Raw genomic sequence first — 17,414 nt, forward strand, 5'->3', positions numbered from 1 at the left:
GCGAGGGTTAAGTGCCACGCATTAGAACGTCATTGGTGTGGATATTGGTGTCGTGAGGCGCGGGCGTGTAGTCATCCTGGAGGGTGGGTACCGGGCCTGTAGGACACTCTGTTGAAGCTAGCAGCTGACGCCGGGTTCGCCAGCCGAAGGGGGAATCCTTGGTTTTTTGTACACGTTTGCGTGAGTTCCGTGTACTAAAAAGTTGTTGGGAAACAGGGGGTAGAGATCCATGGACTGCCGATGTGGCGAGGGGGACACGCCCCCTTGCCACATTGATTGGATTATTCAGCGTTTTTTCGCCTGCTCGCGAAGTCGCTCCTCCTGCTCTCGCAACTCCGGTGTGAACTCAGCCCCGAAATCTTCGGCCTCGAACACCTGGCGAATCTCGATCTCGGCGTCGGTGCCTGGCATCGGGTTGGGGCAGCGCTTGACCCACTCGATTGCCTCTTGTTTCGACTTCACCTGCCAAATCCAGTAGCCGGCGATCAGTTCCTTGGTTTCGGCGAACGGGCCGTCGATCACCGTGCGCTTTTCACCCGAGAATCGCACCCGGGCGCCCTTGCTGCTGGGTTGCAGGCCATCGCACTCGATGAGGATGCCGGCTTTGACCAGCTCCTCGTTGTAGTTGCCCATCGCGGTCAACAGTTCCTCGCTGGGCATCACACCGGCCTCGGAATCCTGGCTGGCTTTCACAATGATCATGAATCGCATGGTCTTATCTCCGCTGGATGTGAGTGATTCACAGGTTAGTCGAATGGCCGTCGCTTGAATCGACAGCGCTGGCTGCCTTGCATGCATCCGATCCTGTGGGAGCGAGCTTGCTCGCGATAGCGGTGTACCAGTCGACTGTTAGTCCGCTATCGCGAGCAAGCTCGCTCCCACAGGTTTTGTGTTGATTGTTAGAGTTGTATCCAATTTAGGGGGCGACACTTCACAATTTGTATCTGGGCATAGGTCGTCGGGCCATTTCGTGGTTAACTTCGGCCTCTTCAAAATTCTCTACAACAACGTTCAGAAGGACTCCGTTCATGGCTCAAGTCACTCTTAAAGGCTCCCCGGTTCAAGTCAACGGCCAACTGCCACAAGCCGGTTCCAAGGCGCCAGCCTTTTCCCTGGTTGCCGGCAATCTGTCCGACGTGACCCTGGCGAGCTTCGCCGGCAAGCGCAAAGTGCTGAACATCTTCCCAAGCGTCGATACCCCGACCTGCGCGACTTCGGTTCGCAAGTTCAACGCCCAGGCCAGTGATGTCGCCAACACTGTCGTGCTGTGCATTTCCGCTGACCTGCCGTTCGCTCAAGCGCGCTTCTGCGGCGCCGAAGGCCTGGAAAACGTACAAAACCTGTCGACCCTGCGCGGTGCCGAGTTCATCGAGAACTACGGCGTTGCCATCGCTGACGGCCCGCTCAAAGGCCTGACGGCCCGTGCCGTCGTGGTTCTGGACGAAAACGACAACGTTCTGCACAGCGAACTGGTCAAGGAAATCGCTGAAGAACCGAACTACGAAGCAGCACTCGCCGTTCTGAAGTAAAAGTAGTTTTACAATTGTTAACGGCCTAGGGGGCGTTCTCACTCAATTTCCCCGCCGCGTTGTCGCCTTAAAGCGGGCCAGGCAAGGCGCAGGCCGCTGGTAATGGTTGTTCCCTTCCCAAGGCCTGCAACGCAGGCTGGCCCGCTTTAAGGCACAACCCGAAGGGCCGGGCCTGCTGTTGTGCAGGGCTGCGTTGCTCGAAGCTTATTTGGAATGACCAAACCACGCTTCTCGCGCCTTGCCCTGCACAACAGCAGACCCGGCGCGACGGGGGAATTCAGTGAGAACGCCCCCTCTGTCCAGGCCGTTTTCATTTGTGATTCAGTGTCTTGGCAAAACATCCTGTTACGTAAGCCAAAGGTAAATTGCCGGTAAAGCCGCTTTGCTTAATGCCCGCCAGTGCTTATCGTTCAGCCTCCTGTAGAAGAAGCCCACGCGCCCAATGGTTGATCATTCCATGCAATCCTCCGTTTCCCGTAGTCCCCGTCGCTGGCTGTTCGGCCTGCTTGTCCTGTTGGTCATCGCTGGCCTGTGCTGGAAATTCTGGCCCGCCGGCACTGCCCAAAAAGAGGGCGCAGGGCAAAAAGCCGTTGCCGGCCATACCGGCAGGTCGGGGGGGATGCGTCCAGGTTTCGGCGGGGCGACCGGACCTGTTCCAGTGCGTGTCGCGCCAGCAGTCAAGGGCGACTTCCCGCTGTACTACAAGGCGCTGGGCACCGTGACGGCGCTGAACACCATTAATGTGCGCAGCCGCGTCGGCGGTGAGCTGATGAAGATCTCCTTCGAGGAAGGGCAGATGGTCAAGGCTGGCGATCTGCTGGCTGAAATCGACCCGCGTCCTTACCAGAACGCCTTGCTTCAGGCTGAAGGCACGTTGCTGCAGAACCAGGCACAACTGAAAAACGCCCAGGTCGATGTGGAACGCTATCGCGGCCTGTATCGCGAAGACAGTATTGCCAAGCAGACCCTGGACACCGCCGAAGCGCTGGTGGGCCAGTATCAGGGCACGGTCAAAACCAATCAGGCGGCGGTCAACGACGCCAAGCTCAATCTGGAATTCACTAAGATCCGCGCCCCGATTGCCGGGCGTGTGGGCTTGCGTCAGCTGGATGTCGGCAACCTGGTGGCGGCCAACGACACCACCGCGCTGGTGATCATCACCCAGACCCAACCGATCAGCGTTGCGTTCACCTTGCCGGAAAACAGCCTGGAGACCGTGCTGGCCCGTTATCGCACCGGCGCCAAACTGCCCGCCGAAGCCTGGGACCGTGGCGACACCAAGTTGCAGGCCACCGGCGTCTTGCAGAGCCTGGACAACCAGATCGACGTCACCACCGGCACCCTGAAATTCAAGGCTCGTTATGAGAACCGCGATCAGGCGCTGTTCCCGAACCAGTTCGTCAACGTCCACCTGCTGGCCGACACCCTCAAAGACGTGGTGCTTGCACCTTCGGCAGCGATTCAGTTCGGCACCAACGGCACGTTTGTCTACGCCTTGGACGGCGACAAGAAAGTCGCGATTCGTCAGTTGAAAGTCGGCGCCAGTGACGGTGAAAACACCGTGATTACCGAAGGCCTGGCCCCCGGGGATCGCGTGGTCCTTGAAGGCACCGACCGCTTGAAGGAAGGCAGCGAAGTGGAAGTGGTCAACGACACCAAGGATGTACCGACCACCCCGACCGAGCACCTGCAAGGCAAATCGGCCGCCACGGTGCCTGACGCGACGACCACCGACAAGGCGAAAAAGGGCGGCGCATGAACATCTCGCGGCTGTTCATCCTTCGCCCGGTCGCCACGACCCTGAGCATGCTGGCCATTATCCTGGCCGGCGTGATCGCCTATCGGCTGTTGCCGGTGTCGGCATTGCCTCAGGTCGATTACCCGACCATCCGCGTCATGACGCTGTACCCCGGTGCCAGCCCGGATGTCATGACCAGCGCCGTGACAGCGCCCCTTGAGCGTCAATTCGGGCAGATGCCCGGCCTGACCCAGATGGCTTCGACCAGTTCCGGCGGCGCGTCGGTGCTGACCCTGCGTTTCAGCCTCGACATCAACATGGATGTCGCCGAGCAGCAGGTGCAGGCGGCGATCAACGCCGCGACCAATTTGCTGCCCAAGGACCTGCCGGCGCCGCCGGTGTACAACAAGGTCAACCCGGCAGACACCCCGGTGCTGACCCTGGCCATTACGTCCAAGACCATGCTGCTGCCCAAGCTCAATGTTTTGGTCGACACGCGCATGGCGCAGAAAATTGCCCAGATCAGCGGCGTCGGCATGGTCAGCATTGCCGGCGGCCAGCGTCAGGCTGTGCGGATCAAGGTCAACCCCGAGGCGCTGGCGGCCAATGGCTTGAACCTGTCGGACGTACGCACCTTGATCGGCGCGTCCAACGTCAACCAGCCCAAGGGCAACTTCGACGGCCCGACCCGGGTGTCGATGCTCGATGCAAACGATCAACTGACCTCGCCCAAGGACTACGCCAACCTGATCCTCGCCTACGCCAACGGCGCGCCGTTGCGGCTCAAGGATGTGGCAGAGATCGTCGATGGCGCGGAAAACGAGCGTCTGGCGGCGTGGGCCAATGAAAACCAGGCGGTGTTGTTGAACATCCAGCGTCAGCCTGGCGCCAACGTCATCGAAGTGGTCGACCGGATCAAAGCCCTGCTGCCGAGCATCACCGACAACCTGCCGGCCGGTCTCGAAGTCACCGTGCTGACCGACCGTACCCAGACCATCCGCGCCTCGGTCACCGACGTGCAGCACGAATTGTTGATCGCCATTGCGCTGGTCGTGATGGTGACCTTCCTGTTCCTGCGTCGGGCCAGCGCCACGATCATTCCGTCGGTCGCGGTCCCACTGTCGCTGATCGGCACCTTCGGCGTGATGTACCTCGCGGGTTTCTCGGTCAACAACCTGACCCTGATGGCACTGACCATCGCCACCGGTTTCGTGGTGGACGATGCGATTGTCATGCTGGAGAACATTTCCCGATTTATCGAAGAGGGCGACAGCCCCCTGAATGCGGCGCTCAAGGGCGCCAAGCAGATCGGCTTCACCCTGATCTCCCTGACCCTGTCGCTGATCGCCGTACTGATTCCGCTGCTATTCATGGCCGACGTGGTAGGGCGGTTGTTCCGCGAGTTTGCCATCACCCTGGCGGTGGCGATCCTGATCTCCCTGGTGGTGTCCCTGACCCTGACGCCGATGATGTGCGCGCGTTTGCTCAAACGTGAACCGAAGGAAGAAGAACAGGGGCGTTTTTACCGTGCCAGCGGCGCCACAATTGATTGGATGATCGCGGCTTACGGGCGCAAGTTAAAGTGGGTTCTCAAGCATCAACCGCTGACCCTGCTGGTGGCCATCGGCACGCTGGCGTTGACCGTGTTCCTTTACATGGTGGTGCCCAAGGGCTTCTTTCCAGTGCAGGACACCGGGGTGATCCAGGGCATTTCCGAGGCGCCGCAGTCGATTTCCTTTGCGGCCATGAGTGAACGTCAGCAGGAACTGGCCAAAGTGATTCTGGCGGATCCGGCGGTGGAGAGCTTGTCGTCCTACATCGGCGTCGACGGTGACAACTCGACGCTCAATAGCGGTCGTCTACTGATCAACCTAAAATCCCACAGCAATCGCGACCTGAGCGCCACCGAGGTGATTGCACGTCTGCAACCGGAACTGGACAAACTCATCGGCATTCGCCTGTTCATGCAGCCGGTGCAGGACCTGACCATCGAAGACCGCGTCAGCCGGACTCAATACCAGTTCAGCATGTCGTCGCCGGATTCCGAGCTGCTCAGTCTATGGAGTGGTCGTCTGGTGGAAGCCCTGGCCCAACGGCCAGAGCTGACCGACGTCGCCAGCGATTTGCAGGACAAGGGCTTGCAGGTCTATCTGGTGATCGACCGCGATGCGGCGTCGCGGGTCGGTGTGTCGGTGTCGAACATCACCGATGCGCTGTACGACGCCTTTGGTCAGCGGCAGATTTCCACCATCTACACCCAGGCCAGCCAATACCGCGTGGTGCTGCAATCGCAGGCCGGCGAGAAGATCGGCCCGGATGCGCTGAATCAGATTCACGTGAAAACCACCGACGGCGGACAAGTACGCCTGTCCAGTCTGGCGCACATCGAGGAGCGTCAGGCGCAGCTGGCGATCACTCATATCGGTCAGTTCCCGGCAGTGATGATGTCCTTCAACCTCGCGCCCGGCGTGGCGTTGGGGCATGCGGTGGAGATCATCGACCAGGTGCAGAAAGACATCGGCATGCCGATTGGCGTGCAGACCCAGTTCCAGGGCGCGGCCGAGGCATTCCAGGCGTCGCTGTCGAGCACCTTGCTCCTGATTCTGGCGGCAGTGGTGACCATGTACATCGTGCTCGGCGTGCTCTACGAGAGCTACATCCACCCGATCACCATTCTCTCGACCTTGCCCTCGGCGGCGGTCGGCGCCTTGCTGGCGTTGCTGCTGAGCGGCAATGACCTGGGCATGATCGCGATCATCGGCATCATCCTGCTGATCGGTATCGTGAAAAAGAACGCGATCATGATGATCGACTTCGCCCTCGACGCTGAACGCAATCAGGGCATGGACCCGGAAACGGCGATCTATCAGGCGGCGCTGCTGCGTTTCCGGCCGATTCTGATGACCACACTGGCCGCGTTGTTCGGCGCAGTACCACTGATGCTGGCGACCGGCTCCGGCGCGGAACTGCGTCAACCGTTGGGTCTGGTAATGGTGGGCGGCTTGTTGGTGAGTCAGGTGCTGACGTTGTTTACCACTCCAGTCATCTATCTGTATTTCGACCGCCTCGGTCGGCGCTGGGGTCGCAAGCCTGAAGCCGTGGAAGCGGCAGAACAGCCATGAACCTGTCCGGACCTTTCATCAAGCGCCCGGTCGCGACGATGTTGCTGAGCCTGGCGATCCTGCTGCTGGGCGGCGTGAGCTTCGGCCTGTTGCCGGTGGCGCCGTTGCCGCAGATGGACTTCCCGGTGATCGTGGTCCAGGCGAGTCTGTCCGGTGCGAGCCCAGAGGTCATGGCCTCGACGGTGGCCACGCCGTTGGAACGCTCCTTCGGCGCCATCGCCGGGGTCAATACCATGAGCAGCCGCTCCAGCCAGGGCTCGACCCGGGTGATTTTGCAGTTCGACCTGGACCGCGACATCAACGGCGCGGCGCGGGAAGTGCAGGCGGCAATCAACGCCTCGCGCAATTTGCTGCCGAGCGGGATGCGCAGCATGCCGACCTACAAGAAGGTCAACCCGTCCCAGGCGCCGGTCATGGTGCTGTCGCTGACCTCCGACGTACTGGAAAAGGGCCAACTCTACGATTTGGCCTCGACGATTCTGTCCCAGAGCGTGTCTCAGGTGCAGGGCGTCGGCGAAGTGCAGATCGGCGGCAGTTCCTTGCCGGCGGTGCGCATCGAACTCGAGCCGCAGGCGCTCAACCAGTACGGCGTGGCGCTGGACGATGTGCGCAACACCATCGCCAACGCCAACGTACGCAGGCCAAAAGGGTCGGTCGAAGATGGCCAGCGGTTGTGGCAGGTTCAGGCCAACGATCAACTCGAGAAAGCCAAGGATTACGAGTCGCTGATCATTCACTACGCGGACGGCGCGGCCTTGCGCTTGAAGGACGTGGCGAAGGTCAGCGACGGCGTCGAAGACCGCTACAACAGCGGCTTCTTCAACAACGACGCGGCGGTACTGCTGGTGATCAACCGTCAGGCCGGCGCCAACATCATCGAGACGGTCAACGAAATCAAGGCTCAACTGCCGGCGTTGCAGGCCGTGTTGCCGGCCAGCGTGAAGCTGAACGTGGCGATGGACCGGTCGCCGGTGATCAAGGCGACCTTGCACGAAGCGGAAATGACCCTGTTGATTGCCGTGGCGCTGGTGATTCTGGTGGTGTTCCTGTTCCTCGGTAACTTCCGCGCCTCGCTGATTCCGACCCTTGCGGTGCCTGTGTCCCTGGTCGGCACCTTTGCGGTCATGTACCTCTACGGATTCTCCCTGAACAACCTGTCGCTGATGGCGCTGATTCTGGCCACCGGGCTGGTGGTGGACGATGCCATAGTGGTGCTGGAGAACATTTCCCGGCACATCGACAAAGGCGTACCGCCGATGAAGGCCGCGTACCTCGGGGCGCAGGAAGTCGGCTTCACCTTGCTGTCGATGAACGTCTCGCTGGTGGCGGTGTTCCTGTCGATCCTGTTCATGGGCGGGATTGTCGAAAGCCTGTTTCGCGAGTTTTCCATCACGTTGGCGGCGTCCATCGTGGTGTCGCTGGTGGTCTCCTTGACGCTGACCCCGATGCTCTGCGCCCGCTGGCTCAAGCCGCATACACCCGGTGAGGAAAACCGTTTGCAGCGCTGGAGTCAGCGCGCCAACGAGTGGATGGTCGGCAAATACGCCACAAGCCTCGACTGGGTGCTGCGTCACCGCCGGTTGACCTTGCTTACCCTGATAGTGACAGTCGGCGTTAACATTGCGCTGTATATCGTTGTTCCTAAAACATTTTTACCTCAGCAGGACACCGGCCAGCTGATCGGTTTCGTGCGCGGCGACGACGGGCTGTCATTCAGTGTGATGCAGCCGAAAATGGAAACCTTCCGCCGTGCCGTGCTCAAGGATGACGCGGTGCAAAGTGTCGCCGGCTTCATCGGCGGCACCAACGGCACCAACAATGCCTTCATGCTGGTGCGGCTGAAACCGATCAAGGAGCGAAACATTTCTGCGCAAAAGGTCATCGAACGCCTGCGCAAGGAAATGCCCAAGGTCGCCGGTGCGCAGCTGATGCTGATGGCCGATCAAGACCTGCAGTTTGGTGGCGGTCGTGAACAGACCACGTCCCAGTATTCCTACATCCTGCAAAGCGCCGACCTTGGCGAGTTGCGCGAGTGGTATCCGAAAGTCGTTACCGCACTCAAGGCGTTGCCGGAGCTGACGGCGATTGATGCCCGTGAAGGCCGTGGCGCCCAGCAGGTGACCCTGATCGTCGATCGTGATCAGGCCAAACGCCTGGGTGTCGACATGGACATGGTCACCGCAGTGCTGAACAACGCCTACAGCCAGCGGCAGATTTCGACGATTTACGACAGCCTTAACCAGTATCAGGTGGTCATGGAGGTCAATCCGAAATATGCCCAGGACCCGATCACCCTCAAACAGGTTCAGGTGATCACCGCTGACGGCGCGCGGATTCCGCTCTCGACCATCGCTCATTACGAAAACAGCCTGGAAGACGACCGCGTCAGCCACGAAGGCCAGTTCGCTTCCGAGAGCATTTCCTTCGACATGGCCGAAGGCGTGACGGTGGAGCAGGGCACAGCGGCCATCGAGCGGGCTATCGCCAAACTGGGTATGCCGGAAGACGTGATCGTGAAAATGGCCGGCACCGCCGACGCCTTCGCCGCGACCCAGAAGAGCCAGCCTTGGATGATTCTCGGCGCGCTGGTGGCGGTGTATCTGGTGCTCGGTGTGCTGTATGAAAGCTATATCCATCCGCTGACCATTCTCTCGACCTTGCCGTCGGCCGGGGTCGGTGCGTTGCTGTCGATCTATGCGCTGGGCGGTGAGTTCAGCCTGATCTCGTTGCTCGGGCTGTTCCTGCTGATCGGCGTGGTGAAGAAAAACGCCATTCTGATGATCGACCTGGCGTTACAGCTGGAACGGCATCAGGGCATGGCGCCGCTGGAATCGATTCGCAGCGCTTGCTTGCAACGTCTGCGGCCTATTCTGATGACCACCCTGGCGGCGATCCTCGGCGCGTTGCCGTTGCTACTGAGCCGCGCCGAAGGTGCGGAAATGCGTCAGCCGCTGGGCCTGACCATCATCGGCGGGCTGATCTTCAGCCAGGTGCTGACCCTTTACACCACCCCGGTGGTTTACCTCTATCTCGACAAACTGCGCCATCGTTTCAACCACTGGCGTGGGGTGCGTACCGATGCTGCTCTGGAAACTCCGCTATGACTGACCGTTCGCTTATCACTCTGGCTGCACCGCTGGTAACGGCCCGAGGCTCGCGTTTGTTGAGCCTGGCGCTGTGCGTGGCGATGCTCAGCGCCTGCGCCATCGGCCCGGATTACCAGCGCCCGCAAGCGGCTGCGCCGGCGCAATACAAGGAAGCGGCAGGCTGGCGTCAGGCCAATCCCGGCGATTCTCTGGCTCGTGGCGCCTGGTGGGAGTTGTATGGCGATCAGAGGCTCAATGGCCTGATCGAAAAACTCAACAGTTCCAACCAGACCGTCGCGCAGTCCGAAGCCCAGTACCGTCAGGCCCAGGCCTTGGTGCGCAGTGCCCGTGGCGCGTTTTTCCCGACCGTGGACCTGACCGTCGGGAAAAACCGCTCCAGCCAGGGCACCGGCAGCAGCAGTTCGAGCCTGACCAGTTCTTCCAGCGGGATTCGCGACACTTACACCGCACAGGCTGGGGTGAGTTGGGAAGCCGACATTTGGGGCAAGCTGCGCCGAGGCCTTGAAGCCGACACTGCTAACGCCGAGGCGAGTTTTGCCGATCTGGCGGCGATGCGCTTGAGCCAGCAGTCGGAACTGGTGCAGAACTATCTGCAACTGCGCGTGATCGACGAGCAGAAACGCCTGCTGGAAGCGACGGTCGAGGCCTATCAGCGCTCGCTGACAATGACCGAAAACCAATACCGCGCCGGTGTCTCCGGCAAGGACGCGGTGGCTCAGGCTCAGACTCAGCTCAAAAGCACCGAGGCTGACATGGTTGATTTGATCTGGCAGCGCGCTCAATTCGAGAACGCCATTGCCGTACTGATCGGGCTACCGCCGGCCGAGTTCAGCCTGGCAGAAACCAAAGACATCCCTGCGTTGCCCGAGATACCGCTGAGCCTGCCTTCGCAATTGCTCGAGCGGCGCCCGGACATCGCCTCCGCTGAACGTTCGGTGATGGCGGCCAACGCCAACATCGGCGTGGCCAAGGCTGCGTATTACCCGGATTTGACCCTGAGCCTGAACGGCGGCTATAGCAGCAGCACCTATGCCAACTGGATCAGCGTGCCGAACCGCTTCTGGTCGGTCGGACCGCAATTGGCCATGACCGTGTTCGACGGCGGTCAGCGCTCCGCGGAAGTTGACCGCAGCGAAGCGGCCTACGACGAGACCGTGGCCAAGTACCGCCAGACCGTGCTCGATGGTTTCCGTGAGGTGGAAAACTATCTGGTGCAGCTCAAGGTCCTGGAAGACGAAGCGGGCGTGCGCCAGGAAGCACTGGACGCGGCGCGAGAGTCCTTGCGCCTGACCCAGAACCAGTACAAAGCCGGTGTGATCGCTTATCTGGGCGTGGTGGTCGTTCAGGCCACAGCGTTGAACAATGAACGCAGCGTGCTGAGCCTGTTGCAGAGCCGGTTGATTGCCAGTGTGCAGTTGATCGCGGCACTGGGCGGTGGCTGGGATGGTCAGCTACAGGTGAGCGACAAAGAATAGCGACACATTCTCTGACGGCAAGTCGAGACTCCGTAGCAGCTGTCGAGCCTGCGAGGCTGCGTTCGGCTGCGTAGCAGTCGTGAAATCAGACGACACGGTGTTTCAGGAAGACCGCGTGTGCCGGGTTTACGACTGCTTCGCAGCCGAACGCAGCCTCGCAGGCCCGGCAGCTGCAGGTGAACGCGGCCGCCGCGAGGTATCAAACAAGTGTTTCATCGGCTTGATGGCCATTTGCTTATTTTGTCAGTGCGTTCTTTTGCGTAATCAGTACAATCGCCCGATTTGCCCCCCGAGAACGGAGGGCTGTCGCGAGTAGTCTCATGCTTATCGGTAGCTATTCCCCCACGCTGGTTATCATCTCGCTTTTTGTGGCGATTCTCGCCTCCTATACCGCGCTCAACCTGACCGAACGCATCGCCACGGCCAAGGGCCGGGCTGTGCATCTATGGACGGCTGGCGGCGCCTTTGCCATGGGGGTTGGCGTGTGGTCGATGCATTTCATCGGCATGCTCGCGTTCAAATTGCCCATCGACCTCGGTTACGACGTCGGCATCACATTGCTGTCACTGTTGATTGGCATCCTGTCCTGCGGCTTTGCCCTGTGGCTGGTCAGCCAGCCACAATTGCCAGCGTGGCAATTGGCGTTCGGCGCGCTGGTCATGGGTTCCGGGATCAGCGCCATGCACTACACCGGCATGGCCGCTATGCGCATGCAGCCGGGTATCGATTACGATCCGACGCTGTTCGGCGCCTCGCTGCTGATCGCCGTAGTCGCCTCGGGCGCCGCGTTGTGGATCGCTTTCCGCCTGCGCCAGCACACACCTTATGTCGGCCTGATCCGTGGCGGTGCGGCGGTGATCATGGGGTTCGCGATCGTCGGCATGCACTACACCGGCATGGCGGCAGCGCGTTTCCCGGATGGCAGCTTCTGTGGCGCGGCCGTCAGCGGCCTGAACGGCAAGGGCCTGGACAATCTGGTGCTGATCACCACCCTGGCAGTGTTGAGCCTTGCCTTGTTGACCTCGATCCTCGATGCGCGCCTTGAGGCCCGCACCGCAGGCCTTGCCCACTCATTGACCGAGGCCAACCGCGAACTGACCCAACTGGCGCTGCATGACACCCTGACCGGCCTGCCGAATCGCGTGTTGCTGGCTGACCGCATCGATCAGGCGATGTCCATGGTGCGCGAGCAGGGCGGTTGTTTCGCGTTGATGTTCATCGATCTGGACGGTTTCAAACCGGTCAACGATGCCTTTGGGCACCATATGGGCGATCTGTTGTTGCGTGAGGTCGGCTTGCGCCTGCGCGAGGATTTGCGCAGCCAGGACACCCTGGCACGGATCGGCGGTGATGAGTTCGTATTGCTGGTGCAACTCGGCGAGCAGAATGACGCATTGAGCCTGGCGGCCCGTCAAGTTGGGGTGATCGGGCGTTCGTTCCGGGTCGCTGAACATGACTTGCAGATTTCCGCCAGCGTCGGCATCGCGATTTATCCGGGCAACGGTGAAACCGCCGAGGAATTGCTGATGAACGCCGACGCGGCGATGTATCACGCCAAGGGTGCCGGGAAAAACGGCTATAGCTTCTTCGATGCCTCGATGAACAGCAACGCGCGCAAACAGCTGCAGTTATTGCAAGACTTGCGTATCGCCATTGATCAGCAACAATTCAGTCTCTATTACCAACCCAAGTTCGATGCCAACAATGGCCGGCCGGTCGGTGCCGAGGCGCTGCTGCGCTGGGTGCATCCGACCCAGGGCATGTTGCTCCCGGACAAGTTCATCGAACTGGCGGAAAAGACCGGGCTGATCATTCCGATTGGCGAATGGGTGCTCAACGAAGCCTGCCGTCAGATGCGCGAGTGGTACGTGCTCGGGTACACCGACTGGCGCATCGCAGTGAACCTTTCAGCCTTGCAGTTCTGCCACGCGGGCCTGGTCCAGAGCGTCGCCAAAGCCTTGGCCACTCACCATTTGCCGGCCAACAGCCTGACCCTCGAGATCACGGAAACCACCGCCATGAGCGATGCCGATGCGAGCATGACGGTGCTTCAGGAGCTGTCGACAATGGGGGTCGACCTGTCGATCGATGACTTTGGCACCGGTTATTCGAGTTTGATGTACCTCAAACGCTTGCCGGCCAACGAACTGAAGATCGACCGGGGTTTTGTCCGCGATCTGGAGCGTGACAGCGATGACGCCGCCATCGTTTCCGCCATCGTCGCCCTAGGTCAGGCGCTAGGGTTGCGGATCGTCGCCGAAGGGGTGGAGACCGACTCGCAGCAAGACTTCCTGACGCAACTCGGTTGTGATTCGCTGCAGGGTTATCTGCTCGGGCACCCGTTGCCGGCCGAACGCTTCATGGTCGATATTCTGCGTGCAGAGCAATTGGCGGTGAGTTGATAACAATGTGATTGATGTGAGCCCATGCAAAAGCCAGCGATGACGGTTATTCTTGCCCTCGACCGCTAACGCTTGGAATGGGGGAAAATTCGCATGGACAAAGTCATCGTCATCACCGGCGGCAGCCGCGGTATCGGCGCTGCCACAGCCCTGTTGGCCGCCGAACAAGGTTATCGGATCTGCATCAACTACCTGGCCGACGAATCCGCTGCGCAAACTGTGCTGGAGCAAGTCCGCGCTCTCGGCGCCCAAGCCATCGCAGTGCGCGCTGACGTCAGCATTGAAGATGAAGTGATCGCGCTGTTCCACCGCGTGGACACTGAGTTGGGCCGGGTCACGGCACTGGTGAACAACGCCGGCACCGTCGGGCATAAGTCCCGAGTCGATGAAATGTCCGAATTCCGTATTCTCAAAATCCTCAGAACCAACGTCCTGGCGCCGATCCTCTGCGCCAAACACGCGATCCTGCGCATGTCGCCCAAGCATGGCGGGCAGGGTGGCAGCATCGTTAACGTGTCCTCGGTGGCCTCACGCTTGGGCGCTCCCGGTGAATACGTTGATTACGCAGCATCGAAAGGTGCGCTGGATACGTTCACCATCGGCCTGTCCAAAGAAGTGGCTGGCGAAGGCATCCGCGTCAACGCGGTGCGTCCTGGTTACATCTACACCGATTTCCATGCGTTGAGCGGTGACCCGGATCGGGTCAGCAAGCTGGAGTCGGCGATTCCGATGGCTCGGGGCGGGCGTCCGGAGGAAGTGGCTGAAGCAATTGTGTGGTTGCTGTCGGATAAGGCTTCTTATGCGACCGGGACATTCGTTGACCTCGGTGGCGGGCGTTAACCTATAGATTCGTTGTTGTCTGATCTGGCCTCTTCGCGAGCAAGCCCGCTCCCACATTGGAATGCGTTCAATTGTGGGAGCGGCGGTGCGGCGATCCGACTTGCTCGCGAAGGCGTCAGTCGTGACGCCATCAAACCTTCAGAACGATCGCACAATCCGGCCCAACGTCTCCATCGCCTTCTCGGCTGTCTCATCCCAGGGGCTGCCGTAATTCAGCCGGATACAATTCCTGAAGCGCTGGGTCGGTGAAAAAATCGGCCCGGGCGCAATGCTGATCCCTTGCGCCAACGCCATCTGAAACAACTTCAGCGAATCCATCTGCGGTGGCAGCTCCAGCCACAGGAAGTAACCGCCGGCCGGTTGGCTGACGCGAGTTTGCGCCGGGAAGTAGCGAGCGATGGCGGCGAGCATGGCGCTTTGCTGTTCTTCAAGGGCGTAGCGCAGTTTTCGCAGGTGCCGGTCGTAGCCACCGTGTTGCAGGTAATCGGCAATGGCTGCCTGGGCGGGCATCGACGCGCACAGCGACGTCATGAGTTTCAGTCGTTCGATCTTCTGCGCATAGCGCCCGGCGGCGACCCAACCGATGCGGTAGCCGGGGGCCAGGCTTTTGGCGAACGAACCGCAGTGCATCACCAACCCTTCGGTATCAAACGCCTTCGCCGGTTTCGGCGCTTGTTGGCCGTAATAGAGTTCGGCGTAGACGTCGTCCTCGATCAACGGCACCTGATGGCTACGCAATAGCTCAACCAGTTCCTGTTTCTTCGCCTCGGGCATCGTCGCGCCCATCGGGTTCTGGAAACTGGTCATGCACCAGACAGCCTTGATCGGGTGCCGTGCCAGGGTTTGCGCGAGTACGCCAAGGTCGATGCCATCGCGCGGATGCACAGGGATTTCCACGGCTTTGAGCTTCAGCCGTTCCAGTATTTGCAGGCAGGCGTAGAACGCCGGGGCTTCGATGGCCACCAGATCGCCGGGCTCGGTGACCGCTTGCAGGCACAGGTTCAGCGCTTCCAGCGCGCCGTTGGTGATCAGCAGTTCTTCCATGGGCAGCATCAGCCCGCCGACCATGTAGCGCAGGGCGATTTGTCGACGCAGTTGCGGATTGCCCGGAGACATGTCGGTGACGACCATGCGCGGGTCCATCTCGCGGGCGGCACTGGCCAGGGAGCGGGACAGGCGCTGCAGCGGGAACAGGGTCGGGCTGGGGAAGGCCGAGCCGAAGGGCACGGTGTTCGGGTCCTTGATCGAGTCAAGGACCGAGAACACCAGTTCGCTGACGTCGACTTCGGTGGACTCATTGACCTGGCTGCTGATCACCGGCTCCGAGAACGGGCTCGGCGCGTGCGCGTTGACGAAGTAGCCGGAACGCGGGCGAGCGCGGATCAGGCCGCGGCGTTCGAGCAGGTAGTAGGCCTGAAACACCGTGGACGGGCTGACCCCGTAAGTCTGGCTGGCGTAACGCACGGAAGGGGCGCGCTGGCCGGGGCCAAGGACACCGGAGCGGATCAGTTCAGCGATGTCGTCGGCGAATTTTTCGTAGCGTTTCATCGAGTGCCTGGATGGGTGTCATTCATTGAAAAAATGGGTGGCAGTCAGGTCGCCAAGATCGCAGCCTTCGGCAGCTCCTACAATGGATCGGCGTACACCTGTAGGAGCTGCCGGAGGCTGCGATCTTTGGCTTTGCATCTTAAAGGCTCAACGATTCATCGGCGCAACAAACCGGCTTTTTGCCACGCTATAGATCTCTGGCTCATCACTGTCGACAATCTTGAAGCTGATCGTCTGCGAACTGCTGCTCGGCCGTTCCGTAGTCATTGCCACCGACACCGGCACATCCACAATCTCGCCCGGGGCCAGGCTCAGTTCGGTCTTGCCTTGCAGCAGGAAGCCGTCGCCGTCGACCAGGGTCAGACGGTAGTCCTGACGTTGCTGGGTCTTGTTGATGACTTTCAGGCTGTAGATGTTTTCGATCTGCCCCTGACTGTTCTCGCGAAACAGGCCACGGTCCTTGCTCACGTCCAGCGACACCATCGGCCGCTCCACCAGCGCCAGGGCAAGTGCACCGATCATCACCAGCAGGACCGCGGTGTAGCCGATCAAACGTGGCCGCAACAAATGTGTCTTGCCACCCTGCAATTGATGCTCCGAGGTGTAGCTGATCAGCCCGCGGGCGTAGCCCATTTTGTCCATGATCGAATCACAGGCGTCGATACACGCGGCGCAGCCGATGCATTCCATCTGCAAGCCGTCGCGGATGTCGATGCCGGTCGGGCAGACCTGCACGCACAACTGGCAGTCGATGCAATCACCGAGGCCGACTTCAGCCGGTGCCACGTCACGTTTGCGCGGGCCACGGTTTTCGCCACGGGCGACGTCGTAGGAGATGGTCAGGGTGTCTTTGTCGAACATCACACTCTGGAATCGTGCATACGGACACATGTGCATGCACACCGCTTCACGCAGCCAACCGGCGTTGATGTAAGTCGCGCCGGTAAAGAACAGCACCCAGAACAGACTGACGCCGCCCATCTGCAAGGTCAGCAGTTCTTCGGCCAGCGGCCGGATCGGGGTGAAGTAACCGACAAAGGTCAGGCCGGTCAACAGGCTGATGGCCAGCCACAAGGTGTGCTTGGCCGAGCGGCGGATCAGTTTGTTCAGGCCCCAGGGTGCGGCTTGCAGCTTGATCCGCTGGTTGCGTTCGCCTTCGGTGAGCTTCTCGCACCACATGAAGATCCAGGTCCAGGAACTCTGTGGGCAGGTGTAACCGCACCAGACTCGCCCGGCGAACACGGTGATCGCAAACAGGCCGAACGCGGCAATGATCAGCAGCGCCGACAGCAGGATGAAATCCTGCGGCCAGAAGGTTGCGCCGAAGATGTGGAATTTGCTTTCGGAGAGGTCCCAGAGCACAGCCTGACGGCCGCCCCAGTTCAACCACACCGTGCCGAAGAACAGCAGAAACAGAAACCCCGCGCCGCTCATGCGCAGGGTACGGAATAAACCGGTGAAGCTGCGGGTGTGGATCAGGTTGTCGTTGGACTTGGCCTTCATCTTTGGACGCGAAGGCTCATAGCTCTGCACTGAAGGGTTCTGTATTAAAGGGGCGGTTTCTACGGTTCGGACGGGGATTCTTTCGCTCATGGTCTTTCGCTCATCAGCCTCCATCAGGCCTGAACACTATGAGCGGCGATCTGTTTGCAT

The 17,414-nt window shown here is 60.5% G+C and carries 10 protein-coding genes; 7 read left to right on the forward strand and 3 right to left on the reverse strand.

All coding sequences use genetic code 11. The annotated features are described in order from the left end of the window. Positions 1 to 285 precede the first annotated feature (285 nt). Positions 286 to 711: a YciI family protein gene (locus ACMXYH_RS14480; protein ID WP_129443873.1), complete on the reverse strand. Its 426-nt coding sequence runs from the start codon at positions 709 to 711 to the stop codon at positions 286 to 288. Between the two features lie 317 nt (positions 712 to 1,028). On the opposite strand from ACMXYH_RS14480, the gene tpx reads away from it, so the two are divergent. The 7 genes from tpx (at position 1,029) to ACMXYH_RS14515 (ending at position 14,213) form a co-directional block, all read left to right on the forward strand. Next, positions 1,029 to 1,529 (forward strand): thiol peroxidase, encoded by a 501-nt coding sequence (gene tpx, locus ACMXYH_RS14485; protein WP_008150862.1) that lies wholly within the window; start codon positions 1,029 to 1,031, stop codon positions 1,527 to 1,529. 442 nt (positions 1,530 to 1,971) lie between these two features. Further along, on the forward strand, positions 1,972 to 3,288 hold the full coding sequence (locus ACMXYH_RS14490) for an MdtA/MuxA family multidrug efflux RND transporter periplasmic adaptor subunit (protein ID WP_129443875.1): 1,317 nt from the start codon (positions 1,972 to 1,974) through the stop codon (positions 3,286 to 3,288). Beyond that, the gene (locus ACMXYH_RS14495; RefSeq protein WP_415767494.1) at positions 3,285 to 6,389 is read left to right on the forward strand and encodes an MdtB/MuxB family multidrug efflux RND transporter permease subunit; all 3,105 of its coding nucleotides are present in this window, start codon (positions 3,285 to 3,287) and stop codon (positions 6,387 to 6,389) included. Before ACMXYH_RS14490 ends, ACMXYH_RS14495 begins: the two co-directional genes overlap by 4 nt. Then, positions 6,386 to 9,493, forward strand: coding sequence for an efflux RND transporter permease subunit (locus ACMXYH_RS14500; RefSeq protein ID WP_415767495.1), 3,108 nt, complete (start codon positions 6,386 to 6,388; stop codon positions 9,491 to 9,493). Before ACMXYH_RS14495 ends, ACMXYH_RS14500 begins: the two co-directional genes overlap by 4 nt. Further along, positions 9,490 to 10,971 carry an efflux transporter outer membrane subunit gene (locus ACMXYH_RS14505; RefSeq protein ID WP_415767496.1) on the forward strand — a complete coding sequence of 494 codons (1,482 nt, stop codon included), beginning with the start codon at positions 9,490 to 9,492 and terminating at the stop codon, positions 10,969 to 10,971. The genes ACMXYH_RS14500 and ACMXYH_RS14505 overlap by 4 nt, the downstream gene beginning before the upstream one ends. A gap of 320 nt (positions 10,972 to 11,291) precedes the next feature. Next, a complete protein-coding gene (locus ACMXYH_RS14510) occupies positions 11,292 to 13,373 on the forward strand; it encodes a putative bifunctional diguanylate cyclase/phosphodiesterase (RefSeq protein WP_415767497.1) in 2,082 nt (693 codons plus the stop codon). 93 nt (positions 13,374 to 13,466) lie between these two features. Beyond that, entirely contained in the window at positions 13,467 to 14,213 is a 747-nt protein-coding gene (locus tag ACMXYH_RS14515) for an SDR family oxidoreductase (RefSeq protein WP_129443884.1), read from the forward strand. A gap of 138 nt (positions 14,214 to 14,351) precedes the next feature. On the opposite strand, the gene mapR is transcribed toward ACMXYH_RS14515, so the two are convergent. Both mapR and ccoG read right to left on the reverse strand, forming a co-directional pair. After that, positions 14,352 to 15,761 carry a GntR family transcriptional regulator MpaR gene (mapR, locus tag ACMXYH_RS14520; protein WP_129443886.1) on the reverse strand — a complete coding sequence of 470 codons (1,410 nt, stop codon included), beginning with the start codon at positions 15,759 to 15,761 and terminating at the stop codon, positions 14,352 to 14,354. Positions 15,762 to 15,908: 147 nt separating this feature from the next. Further along, positions 15,909 to 17,354, reverse strand: coding sequence for a cytochrome c oxidase accessory protein CcoG (ccoG, locus tag ACMXYH_RS14525; protein ID WP_415767498.1), 1,446 nt, complete (start codon positions 17,352 to 17,354; stop codon positions 15,909 to 15,911). Positions 17,355 to 17,414 lie beyond the last annotated feature (60 nt).

Origin of the sequence: Pseudomonas frigoris (assembly GCF_047758635.1) — a bacterium.
GTDB lineage: Bacteria > Pseudomonadota > Gammaproteobacteria > Pseudomonadales > Pseudomonadaceae > Aquipseudomonas > Aquipseudomonas frigoris.